An 11824-nucleotide genomic window follows, 5' to 3' on the forward strand; every position below is an offset into this window, starting at 1 on the left:
CTGGGACGCCATGTTCAGAACGAGTCTTTATTTTGTTGTCTTCCTTGCCGGCCTGCTGGCGGCGTGCTGGATCGGTGCCGGTTACCTGGGCAGCAATCCGGTCGGCGCGGCGGTGGCCGCGGTGATCGTGGCCTGTTACTGCGCCGGTGCACTGGAGCTGCTGCGCTATCGCCAGGCGACGCTGGGGCTGGGCCGCGCCGTCGCGGACACTTCGGCCGCCGCATCGGACCTGGGCGCATGGTTGCAGCGGGTACCGGCCGGGCTGCGCAACGCGGTGCGGCTGCGCGTGGAAGGCGAGCGCGTCGCGCTGCCGGCGCCGGTGCTGACCCCTTACCTGGTAGGGCTGCTGGTGCTGCTGGGCATGCTCGGCACCTTGCTGGGCATGATGGCCACCCTGCGCGGGACCGGGCTGGCGCTGGAGAGCGCGACCGACCTGCAGGCCATCCGCGGCTCGCTTGGCGCGCCGGTCGAGGGCCTGGCGGTCGCGTTCGGTACGTCGATCGCCGGCGTGGCGACCTCGGCGATGCTGGGCCTGCTGGCCGCGCTGGTGCGCCGCGAGCGGTTGCAGGTGGTGCAGGCGCTGGATGCGCAGATCGCCAGCCAGTTGCCCGCGCATTCCAGCCACTGGCAGCGTGCCGAGGGGCTGCGCATGGCGCAGGCCCAGGCCGAGCTGATGCCGGTGCTGGTCGAACGCCTGCATGCGATGACCGTGGCCATCGAGGAACGCAGCCACCAGGCCCAGCAGCAGCTGCTGGAGAGCCAGGCACGCTTCCATGCCAAGGCCGATGCCGACCATGCGCAACTGGCCGCGTCGGTCGAGCTGGCGCTGAAAGACAGCGTGGCCGCGAGTGCGCGTGCGGTGGGCGAGGCGCTGCAGCCGATCCTGCAGGACACCCTGGCGGCGATCACCCGCGACACCCGCGCGTTGCAGCAGCACGTCGGCGATGCCGTGCAGCAGCAGTTGAGCGGCGTCCATGCCGGGTTCGAGGCCAATCAGCTGGCCAACGCCGCTACCTGGCGCGACGCACTGGCCGCGCAGCAGCAGGCCGAGCAGCAGTCGCGCAGCGCGCTGCACGACATGCTGGAGCAGCTGGCGACCCGGCATGACGCACGCGCCGCCGGCCTGCTCGATGCGCTGTCCGAGCGCATGGACGCCAACGTGAGCCATTGGGGCAGCGCGCAGCTGGCCCAGCAGGACCGCCAGCAGGCGCTGGCCGACGACCTGCGCGCCAGCCTGGCCGACTTCACCGAACAGCACGGCCGCCACGCCACCGGCCTGGCCGATGCGCTGGCCAGCCGCCTGGACGCCACCGCCGCCCGCTGGGCGGCCACCCAGCAGGCGCAGCAGCAGGCCAACGATGGCCTGGTCGCCGCACTCGACGCCGCGCTGCAGCGTTTTGCCGAGCAGCACGACACCCGCGCCACCGACCTGGCCGATGCCCTCGCCAGTCGCCTGCAGGACAGTGCCACGCACAACGCCGCGGCGTGGCGCGACGCACTCGCCCAGCAGGAGGCCAGCACGGCCCTGCTGGCCGAGCGCAACCAGGCGGCGCTGTCGGCGGCTGCCGCGAGCTTCGATACCCATGCCACCGCGCTGGTGGCGGCGATGCAACAGTCGCAGCACGCCCTGCAGGACGCCCTGGAATCACGTGACGCGCAGCGCCTGGCCAGCTGGAGCGCAGCGTTCGACACGCTCACCGGCACCCTCGGCCAGCAGTGGACGCAGACCAGCGCCGCGGTAGCGCAGCGCCAGCAGGACATCTGTGATGCGTTGGCGCGGACCGCGCAGGACATCAGCGCGCAGACCCAGGCCCACGCCAGCGAGACCATCGCCGAGATCTCGCGGCTGGTGCAGGTCGCCTCCGAAGCGCCGAAGGCGGCCGCCGACGTGGTGGCCGAGCTGCGCCAGAAGCTGTCGGACAGCATGGTGCGCGACACGGCCATGCTGGACGAGCGCAGCCGCCTGCTGGCGACGCTGGAAACCCTGCTCGATGCGGTCAACCATGCCTCCACCGAGCAGCGCACGGCCGTGGATGCGCTGGTGACTACCTCGGCCGACCTGCTGGAACGCGTGGGCAGCCGCTTTACCGAGCACTTGGCGGCCGAGACCGACAAGCTTGGCGCGGTGGCCGCGCAGGTGACGGGCAGCGCAGTCGAGGTGGCGAGCCTGGCCGACGCGTTCGGCGATGCGATGCAGGTGTTCGGCAGCGCCAGCGCCGGCCTCGGCGAGCGCCTGGAGCAGATCGGTGGCGCACTGGATGCCTCCTTGGCGCGCAGTGATGAGCAGCTGGCCTATTACGTGGCCCAGGCGCGCGAGGTGATCGACCTGAGCGTGCTCTCGCAGAAGCAGATCATCGACGAACTGCAGCAGTTGGGCAGCCGCCGTGGCGCGGGCAAGGCCGCCGGCGCATGAGCGATGAAATCGAGGTCGACGGCGAATCCGGCGCGCCGATCTGGGCCGCATTCGGCGACCTGATGTCGGTGCTGCTGGGCGCGTTCGTGCTGATCCTGGTGGGCGTGGTGGCGCTGCAGCTGGAGCTGTCCACGCGGCTGGACCATGAGGTCAAGCAGCGCCAGGCCGAGGCCGCACGGCGCAAGACGCTGGAGCAGGCGTTGGCGGTACCGCTGGCGGCCGGCCGGGTGACGCTGGTGGATGGCCGCATCGGCATTCGCGGCAGCGTGTTGTTCGCGTTGAACTCCGACCAGCTCCAGCCCGAGGGGCGCGAGCTGCTCAAAAGCCTGGCGCCGCCGCTGGCCGAGTACCTGTCCTCGCGGGAAGAGATCCTGATGGTCAGCGGCTTCACCGATGACCGGCAGGTGCGCGAGGGCAATCGGCAGTTCGCCGACAACTGGGCGCTGTCGGCCGAGCGGGCACTGACCGTGACCCGGGCGTTGATCGCCGAGGGCGTGCCGTCCTCAGCCGTGTTCGCTGCGGCGTTCGGTGCCGAGCAACCGGTCGGCAGCAATGCCGACGAAGAGGGACGCGCCCGCAACCGGCGCGTGGAGATGGCTCCGATCCCGCGGCCGAAGGCCACGGTGGCCACCGATGCCCCGTAAGCCGGTCGACCCGCGCACGCGGATCGCGGCGTGGCGCGAGGACCCGACGCACCGCCACGACCCGGTGGGCCTGGCGATGCTGGATGCGTTCCAGGCCCGTGCCCTGCAACACCAGGGCCCGGCGCGGGAGCTGCTGGAGCAGCGTCTGGCGGCGCGCGTGGCCGAATACGCCGACCGGCTGCCGCGCGGCCGCAAGGGCGCGCCGATGCCCGCGGCCGCACGGCCTGCGCCGCTGGCCGCGCTGGCCGCCGAGTTGGCCGCACGCGCAGTGCCCACCGATGCCGCCAGCGCGTACCCCGCGCTGCCGGCGATCGAGGAATTCCGTACGCTGTGGGCCACCGTGCGCAGTCGCGGCCAGGTGCGCCAGTCGCTGGCCGCCGCCCCCAGTGATGGCGGCCCGCTGAACTCGGCGGTGCTGGTGCAGCGGGCGATCACGCTGATGGGCGAGACCTGCCCGGAGTACCTGAAGCACTTCCTGGCCTACCTGGACAACCTGTCCTGGCTGGACCAGCTGCAGCCGCGCAACGCGGCCCCGGCCAAGGACGTGGGCCGCATTCCCAAGCCACGCCGCAGCCGCACGCCCAAGGGCTGATCCGCCGCGCCACCCGGTGCCGGCGTGCCGCCGCTATACCAACGTATATCCGAACGAACCCACGGGACGCTAGGCCGGAGGGCTGCGCCTGCGGACAATACGCGCACCGGCCTGGCGCACTGCGTCGCGCCGCTCCCCTTCTTCCGCCACCGGAGGTTCCCATGGATCCCGATCCTGCCGGGCGCCGCGCGCCGCTGCTTCCTCCCCTGCCCTGTTCGACCCCGGCGCCTGGCCGGCGGCCTGCGCGCGACTGAGTCCGGGCAGGCCGGCCGGGCGTTGCCTGCCCGGAGGCTGTCCGATGCACTACAAGATCCTCTACATCACCCAGCGCCGCCTGATCGGTGAGCGCAACGTGGCTGCGTTGCGCAGCCAACTGCTGGCGCACGGCGCGCCGCTGTTCGCCCGCGCCCTGGTGCTCGGCTCGGAGCGGGTCATTGCCGATGCGCTGAGCCTGTTGCCGATCACCGAGCGCATCCGCGTGTTGCGGCACCTGCCCGCCCCGCTGCGGGCGGCGATGCAGCCGCTGTGCACGCAAGGCAGCCCGCACCCGCTGCGCCCTGCCAGCCCGTTCGTCACCGCCTGCGCCCAGCACGCCTGAACCCTGCATGCGCTGCCGCGCCCGAGCGTGCGCGGCAGTGCCCGCCTTTTCGAGGAGTTTGCCCATGACCCTGCTGCATGCATGGTTCGATGCCTTCCTGCGCAGCCGTCGTGCTGCGAGCCTGTTCCGCCGCCGTGCCCTGCCCGATGCCGGCGCGGGGCGCGGCGCGGCATCGGCGATGCCGGACGATGTCAGTGCCGGCCTGCTGCGCCTGGCGCACGCGCCGCTGGCGGCGGCGCTGGCCGGACTGGACGCGCACCCGGAAGGACTGAGCGCGGACGAGGCGCGTGAGCGGCTGGCGCGGCTCGGCCCCAACGAGATCGATCACGAAAAGCCGCTGCCGTGGTGGCGCCACCTGTGGCAGTGCTATCGCAATCCGTTCAACCTGCTGTTGAGCGTGCTGGCGACGGTGTCCTGGCTGACCGAGGACATCAAGGCCACCGTGGTCATCGGCACCATGGTGGCCCTGTCCACGCTGATCCGCTTCGTCCAGGAGGGCCGCTCCAACCGGGCGGCCGAACGCCTGAAGGCACTGGTCGGCAACAATGCCCGGGTGCTGCGGCGTGCGCCCGGCACCGAGGTCGCCGAGCTGGCCGACACCTGCGTTGGCGCGCACCTGCACAGCCGGCGCCCGGCGCAGCAGCGCTCGCTGCCGATCCGCGAGCTGGTTCCCGGCGACCACATCGTGCTGTCGGCGGGCGACATGATTCCCGCCGACTGCCGCGTGCTCGGCGCCAAGGATCTGTTCGTGGCACAGGCGGCGATGACGGGCGAGTCGCTGCCGCTGGAGAAGTTCGCCGAGCCCGACCCGCAGCAGGCCCACCTGCTGGACCAGCCCAACCTGTTGTTCATGGGCACCAACGTGGTCTCCGGCTCGGCCACTGCCGTGGTCCTGGCCACGGGCAACCGTACCTGCTTCGGCACCATCGCCCAGCGCAGCACCGCCAGCGAGCGCGCGCCGACGGCCTTCCAGGCCGGGGTGAACAGTGTGAGCTGGCTGCTGATCCGTTTCGCGCTGGTCATGGTGCCGTTCGTGCTGCTGGTCAACGGCGTGACCAAGGGCGACTGGCCGGAGGCCTTCCTGTTCGCGCTGTCGGTGGCGGTCGGGCTGACCCCGGAAATGCTGCCGATGATCGTCACCTCCACGTTGGCCAAGGGCGCGGTACTGCTGTCGCGGCGCAAGGTGATCGTCAAGCGGTTGGATGCGATCCAGAACTTCGGCGCGATGGACGTGCTGTGCACGGACAAGACCGGCACGCTCACCCAGGACCGCATCGCGCTGGAGCGGCATACCGATGTGTTCGGCAATGATTCGCAGGACGTGCTGGCCTTCGCCTACCTCAACAGCCACTTCCAGACCGGGCTGACCAACCTGCTCGACCGCGCGGTGCTGGAGCACGTCGAGCTGCAGACCGAGCTGCGCCTGGCCCAGGACTACCGCAAGGTGGACGAGATTCCGTTCGACTTCGAGCGCCGCCGCATGTCGGTGGTGGTGTCCGAGCGCGAGGACCACCATGAGCTGATCTGCAAAGGTGCCGTGGAGGAAATGCTGGCGGTGTGCAGCCACGTGCGCGAGGACGGTCGCGACCTGCCCCTGGATGCGGCCCGCCTGGCGCGCGTCCGCCAGACCACCGAGGAACTCAACGAGCAGGGGCTGCGCGTGGTGGCGGTGGCGATGAAGGAGACCCCGGCAGACCGCCAGGTGTACTCGAAGGCCGACGAGCACGCGTTGACGTTGCTGGGCTATGTGGCCTTCCTCGACCCGCCCAAGGAATCCACCGCGCAGGCGTTGCAGGCATTGGCCGCACACGGGGTGGAAGTGAAGGTGTTCACCGGTGACAACGAACTGGTCACCGCACGGGTGTGTGCCCAGGTCGGGCTGCCGGCCGAGACCATCGTGACCGGGCCGCAGCTGGAACGCATGGACGAGGCGGCGGTCTGCGCGGCGGCGCTGCGACATCGGGTGTTCGCCCGCCTCACACCCTTGCACAAGGAACGACTGGTGCGCGCATTGCGTGCGCACGGCAAGGTGGTGGGCTTCCTGGGCGACGGCATCAACGATGCCCCGGCGCTGCGCGCGGCGGACATCGGCATCAGCGTGGACAGCGCGGTGGATATCGCCAAGGAAGCCGCCGACATCATCCTGCTGGAGAAGAACCTGATGGTGCTGGAGGACGGCGTGATCCAGGGCCGGCGCACCTTCAGCAACATGCTCAAGTACATCCGCATGACCGCCAGTTCCAACTTCGGCAATGTGTTCTCCGTGCTGGTGGCGTCGGCGTTCCTGCCGTTCCTGCCGATGCTGCCGCTGCAGTTGCTGGTGCAGAACCTGCTGTACGACGTGTCGCAGATCGCCATTCCGTTCGACAACGTGGATGAGGAACTGGTGCGCCAGCCGTTGAAGTGGAACCCGGCCGATATCGGGCGTTTCATGGTGTTCTTCGGCCCGATCAGCTCGATATTCGACCTGAGCTGCTTTGCGCTGATGTGGTACGTCTTCGACGCACGCACGGTGGCCGACCAGAGCCTGTTCCAGTCGGGCTGGTTCGTGGTGGGCCTGCTCACCCAGACCCTGATCGTGCACATGATCCGCACCCCCAAGGTGCCGTTCGTGCAGAGCATCGCCGCCCCGCCGCTGCTGCTGATGACCGGCCTGATCATGGCCATCGGCGTGCTGCTGCCGATGAGTCCGTTGGCCGGCTATTTCAAGCTGCAGGCACTGCCGGCGGGCTACTGGCCGTTCCTGGTGGCGATCCTGTTCGGCTACGCGGTCCTGACCACGCTGCTCAAGAAGGTGTACATCCGCCGTTACGGGTGGCAGTGATGGAGTTCAATCCGCACCTGCCGGCCTTCAACGCCGGTGCCACGATCAGTACCCTGATCAGCCTGTCCACCGCCTTCGTGCTGGGCGCGGCGATCGGCCTGGAACGGCAACTGCGCCAGCGCACCGCCGGGCTGCGCACCAACACGCTGGTCGCGGTGGGCGCGGCGGTGTTCGTCGACCTGGCCGTGCGCTACCACGCCCTGCACGGCGGGCCGCCCTCGCCGCTGCATGTGGTGGCCTATGTTATTTCCGGGGTAGGTTTCCTCGGTGCCGGCGTGATCATGAAGGACGGCACCCAGGTCTCCGGGTTGAACACCGCCGCTACCCTGTGGGGTTCGGCGGCGGTCGGGGCGTGTGCCGGGATCAAGCTGCTGCCGGAAGCCTTGCTGGCCGCGCTGTTCGTACTGGCGGCCAACACGCTGCTGCGGCCGGTGGTAAACCGCATCCAGCGGCAGCCGCTGGAGGAGGCGTTCAGCGAGGCCACGTATGCGGTCACCGTGGTGTGCGAGCGCGATCGCCAGGCCGACGTGCTGGACCGGCTGCTGCTGCTGCTCGAGCAGGCGCACTACCCGGTGCGTGCGGTGGAGCCGCGTCCGTTCGGCGAGCGTGAGGTGCAGATCGAGGCCGTGCTGTATGCGACGGCGGTGGCGGCCGACGAACTGGACGCGGTGATGGCCACGTTGTCGGCCACCGACGGCGTATTGCAGGCGTTCTGGAATGCCACCCTCGACGAGTGACACGAGCGGCGCACCGCGCCGATGCTATGCTCCGCGCGCCGCACCATGCGGCGCTCCACCGGCACCACTGGGAGGTGTCCCGATGCCCGCTTCGCCTTCGCGACGTACCCTGGCCCTGCTCGGGCTGGGCCTGGTGATGGCGGCGATCTTCGCCGCCGATACGCTCACCGACTATGCGGTGGCAGCCGCATGCTTCTATGCCGCGGTGATTCTTGCCGCGTCGCGGATTCTCAACCCACGCGGGCTTGTCCTGCTTGCGGCGGCCTGCGTCGCGCTGACCGGGGTGAGCTTCTTCCTGACCCGCTTCGGTACCTACCGGATCGGCCTGGTGAACTCGGCGATCGGCATGCTGGTGATCGTCATCACCACCTACCTGTCGTTGAAGATGGAGGCGGCCAAGGCGGCCGTGCAGGAGGCCCAGGCGCGGTTGCTGCGGGTGGCGCGCGCGTCCACGGTGGGTGAGCTGACCACCTCGATCGCGCATGAAGTGAACCAGCCACTGGCCGCCATCGCCAGCAGCGCCGAAGCCAGCCAGCGCTGGCTGGCGCAGGATCCGCCGAATGTGGACAAGGCACGCCAGACCCTGGCGCGCATCCTCGCCGATGCGCACCGCGCCAGCGACGTGATCGCGCGGATCCGGGGGCTGACCCGCGGGGCGAGCCCGGAGCGCCGCGGCTTCGATCTCAACCAGGCGGTGCTGGAAATGCTGGCACTGTCGCGCAGCGAGCTGGAACAGCACGCGGTTATCGTGACCACCCAGTTCGACGACGAACTGCCACTGGTGCTCGGCGACCGCGTACAGGTGCAACAGGTGATCGGCAACCTGATCCTCAACGCGGTGGACGCGATGGACGGGATTCCGGCCGCGGCCCGACGCCTGACCCTGCGCAGCCTGCGCGTGGATGGCGGGCGTGTCGCCTTGAGCGTGCGTGACCATGGCAGTGGCCTGCCGCTGGAGGCGCCGGAGCGCGTGTTCGATGCCTTCTGGACCACCAAGTCCGGCGGCCTGGGGCTGGGCCTGAGCCTGAGCCGCAGTATCCTGGAAGCCAACGGTGGCCAGATCCGGGCCGAACCCGCCGAAGGCGGCGGCGCGCATTTCGTGTTCGAGTTGCCGATCGATGACGGGGCGGCGCATGGCTAAGCCCCTCGCCCCCGCCGCTGCGCCGGCCCCCATCGTCTACGTGGTCGACGACGACCATTCGGTGCGTGCCGCACTCGAGGACCTGTTGGCGTCGATGGGAATGCAGGTGCGCGCGTTCGACTCGATCGCCGCGTTCCTGCAGCACCCGCGCGAGGACGCGCCGGCCTGCCTGGTGCTGGACGTGCGCATGCCCGGCCAGAGCGGCCTGGAGTTCCACCGGCAGATGGCCAGCCATGGCCTGGCCTTGCCGGTGGTGTTCATCACCGGCCACGGCGATATCGCGATGGGCGTCGCCGCGATGAAGGAAGGCGCCATCGAGTTCCTGACCAAGCCGTTCCGTGACCAGGAACTGCTGGATGCGATCCACCTCGGTATCGAACGCGATCGCCTGCGCCGGCGCGACGACGAGGCCGTGGATGCACTGCGACAGCGCTGGGCACTGCTCAATCCCGGCGAGCGTGCGGTGGTCGATGGCGTCGTGCGTGGGCGGCTCAACAAGCAGATCGCCGGCGAACTGGGGGTCAGCGAGATCACCGTGAAGGTGCGCCGGGCCAATGTCATGCGCAAGATGCAGGCACGCACCCTGGTGGACCTGGTCAGGATGTACGACCGGTTGGGGCGGGGCTGATCACCACCGGTAGTGGCCAGATGAGCAATGGGCATGAACCGGCCGCGCTGCGGGCCGCGGCGGCTTCCTAGAATGCGGGATGGCCGCAGACGCGGTGCCCTTCCTGGAACCTGCCGATGCGCGCTGCCTTGCCCTTTGCCCTGCTCACCCTGTGCGCCGCACTCGCCGCGTGCCAACAGGCGCCCTCTGCCAGTCCGGTGGCCACCGCCTCGGCGGCTCCGGTCGCCGAGGCGATCGCCTGGCGCCACGGCGATGTCGAGGACGCCTTCGCCGACGCGCGGCAATCCGGCAAGCCGGTGCTGCTTTACTGGGGCGCGGTCTGGTGCCCGCCGTGCAACAAGCTCAAGGCGACCCTGTTCCGCGATCCGGGCTTCATCGCGCTGACCCGCCAGTACATCCCGGTGTACCTGGACGGCGACCAGGAAGGCGCGCAGGCCCTGGGCGAGCAGTTCGGCGTGCGTGGCTATCCCACGCTGATCGTGCTGGATCCGCAGCGCCACGAAATCACCCGCCTGGCCGGTGGCAACGACAGCGCCGAACTGACCCGCGCGCTCACCCTGGCGGCCGGTCGCCGCACCGCGGTGGCCGATGTGCTGCGGGTGGCGGTGGTGTCGCCGCAGCGGGTGTCCGAGGACGACTGGCGCGTCCTGGGCGACTATGGCTGGGAAGTGGACGCCAACCGCCTGTCCGGGCAGCGCGACCCGGCGGCGCTGTTGCGGCAATTGGCCGCGTCCGCACCGGAACCGGCGCTGCAGCGGCGCTTCGCCCTGCTTGCCCTCGGCGCGGAAAGCAGCGGCAAGGACACGACGCCGCCGACGCCGGAGGCGCGGGAACAGGCCCGCGCACTGCTCACCACCGTACTGGCCGCCCCGGCCGAGGTGCGCGCCAACCGCGACCTGCTCGGCTACCAGGGACCGGCGCTGGTGGCCCGCGCCGCCGCGACGCCGGCGCAGCGTGAGCCGTTGGGCGGCCTGCTGCTGGCCGCGCTGGAGCGCGCCGACGCCACCACCCAGGACAACGCCGTCGATGCGCGGCTGTCCAGCGTGATCACCGAGCTGGCCCTGTACAAGCAGCAGCATGCCGGTGCAACGGTGCCGGCGGCACTGGTGGAGAAGGCGCATGAGCGGGTTGCCGCGGCCGACGCAGCGGCCACGACCCCGCACGAGCGGCAGGCGACGATCAGCACCGCGGTGTACGTGCTGCGCGAGGTCGGCGACGATGCGGCGGCGGAAACGCTGCTGTTGGCCGAACTGGATCGCAGCCAGACCCCGTACTACTACATGCCGGACCTGGCCGAACTGGCCGAGGCGCGTGGCGACAAGGACGCCGCGCTGGAGTGGCTGCGCAAGGCGTACGCAGGCGCGCAGGGGCCGGCAACCCGGGTGCAATGGGGCGTGTTGTACGTGGAAGGCCTGGTGCGCCTGCGTCCGGACGATGCCAAGGCCATCGAAGACGCGACCGCGGAGGTAATCGCGGAGCTGGACGCGCAACCGGCCGGCTACCACCAACGCACGCGCCAGCGCTTCGAGCGGTTGGCGGGCACGCTGCAGACCTGGAGCCGCGCCCATCACGGCCAGGACACGCTGGGCCGCCTGCAGGCGCGGATGGGGGAATCGTGCGCGAAGGCTGCGCCGGGTGCGGATGCCAGCGCGGCCTGCGACCGTTGGCTGAAAAGCTGACGGCACGAGGTCGTGCCGGCCGTTGGTCGGCTCCCCCGAACAACGAGGGCTGCGCAGACCGCAGCCCTCGCCGGTTCAACTCAGAAACGCATGCCTTCAAACAGATTCCAACTCTGCCGTTGCAGGCGCTCCTTCTGGTAGTACGCGTAGTTGCAGGCCAGCCCCGCCAGCATGCTGCAGCCGATCGATGCCCCGAACTGCAGGCGCGGCGCCAGCCAATCCGGTGCGAGGGCGCACAGCACCTGCAGCGCGATGGCGATCAGCAACCACATGATAGCCTTCTTCCACAGGCCGAAGGCGAACAGCGCGATCGCCCCGAAGAAGAATGCCCAGACGTTGAAATTGACGCGCAGCTTGTCACTCCAGCGCGGCAGCGCCTTCAATGCCTGCTTGAAACCCGGTGCATTCGGGGCGCCGTGTTCCTTGAAGAACGCAAAACGCTGCTCCCACTTTTCCCCGCGGGGCCTGACCATTGACGACATCCTGCTGTTTTCCTGCCTGTAGAGCAGCGCAGGATGCACGGCTGGCGGGCCGGAATACATGCAACTAGTACGAAACACGCGCCACG

10 protein-coding genes are annotated in these 11824 nt (G+C 70.0%); 9 read left to right on the forward strand and 1 reads right to left on the reverse strand.

Translation table 11 applies throughout. From position 1 onward, the window contains the following. Positions 1–10 precede the first annotated feature (10 nt). From M2421_RS01345 to M2421_RS01385, 9 genes are all read left to right on the forward strand, one after another. Positions 11–2413, forward strand: coding sequence for a DUF802 domain-containing protein (locus tag M2421_RS01345; RefSeq protein ID WP_259202758.1), 2403 nt, complete (start codon positions 11–13; stop codon positions 2411–2413). Continuing rightward, the gene (locus M2421_RS01350) at positions 2410–3057 is read left to right on the forward strand and encodes an OmpA family protein (RefSeq protein ID WP_259202760.1); all 648 of its coding nucleotides are present in this window, start codon (positions 2410–2412) and stop codon (positions 3055–3057) included. Before M2421_RS01345 ends, M2421_RS01350 begins: the two co-directional genes overlap by 4 nt. Beyond that, a complete protein-coding gene (locus tag M2421_RS01355; protein WP_259202761.1) occupies positions 3047–3649 on the forward strand; it encodes a DUF2894 domain-containing protein in 603 nt (200 codons plus the stop codon). Before M2421_RS01350 ends, M2421_RS01355 begins: the two co-directional genes overlap by 11 nt. A 298-nt stretch (positions 3650–3947) precedes the next feature. Continuing rightward, the gene (locus tag M2421_RS01360; protein WP_259202762.1) at positions 3948–4247 is read left to right on the forward strand and encodes a hypothetical protein; all 300 of its coding nucleotides are present in this window, start codon (positions 3948–3950) and stop codon (positions 4245–4247) included. 64 nt (positions 4248–4311) lie between these two features. After that, positions 4312–7071, forward strand: coding sequence for a magnesium-translocating P-type ATPase (gene mgtA / locus M2421_RS01365; protein WP_259202763.1), 2760 nt, complete (start codon positions 4312–4314; stop codon positions 7069–7071). Continuing rightward, positions 7071–7808, forward strand: a complete 738-nt coding sequence (locus tag M2421_RS01370; RefSeq protein WP_259202764.1) for an MgtC/SapB family protein — start codon at positions 7071–7073, stop codon at positions 7806–7808. The genes mgtA and M2421_RS01370 overlap by 1 nt, the downstream gene beginning before the upstream one ends. Positions 7809–7890: 82 nt before the next feature. After that, positions 7891–8949 (forward strand): ATP-binding protein, encoded by a 1059-nt coding sequence (locus tag M2421_RS01375; protein WP_259202765.1) that lies wholly within the window; start codon positions 7891–7893, stop codon positions 8947–8949. Beyond that, positions 8942–9577: a response regulator gene (locus M2421_RS01380; RefSeq protein ID WP_259202767.1), complete on the forward strand. Its 636-nt coding sequence runs from the start codon at positions 8942–8944 to the stop codon at positions 9575–9577. The genes M2421_RS01375 and M2421_RS01380 overlap by 8 nt, the downstream gene beginning before the upstream one ends. A gap of 116 nt (positions 9578–9693) precedes the next feature. Next, on the forward strand, positions 9694–11256 hold the full coding sequence (locus M2421_RS01385) for a thioredoxin family protein (RefSeq protein WP_259202768.1): 1563 nt from the start codon (positions 9694–9696) through the stop codon (positions 11254–11256). Between the two features lie 80 nt (positions 11257–11336). On the opposite strand, the gene M2421_RS01390 is transcribed toward M2421_RS01385, so the two are convergent. Continuing rightward, positions 11337–11798: a DUF2628 domain-containing protein gene (locus M2421_RS01390; protein ID WP_259202769.1), complete on the reverse strand. Its 462-nt coding sequence runs from the start codon at positions 11796–11798 to the stop codon at positions 11337–11339. Positions 11799–11824 lie beyond the last annotated feature (26 nt).

Origin of the sequence: Stenotrophomonas sp. BIGb0135 (assembly GCF_024810105.1) — a bacterium.
Taxonomy (GTDB): domain Bacteria; phylum Pseudomonadota; class Gammaproteobacteria; order Xanthomonadales; family Xanthomonadaceae; genus Stenotrophomonas; species Stenotrophomonas maltophilia_AB.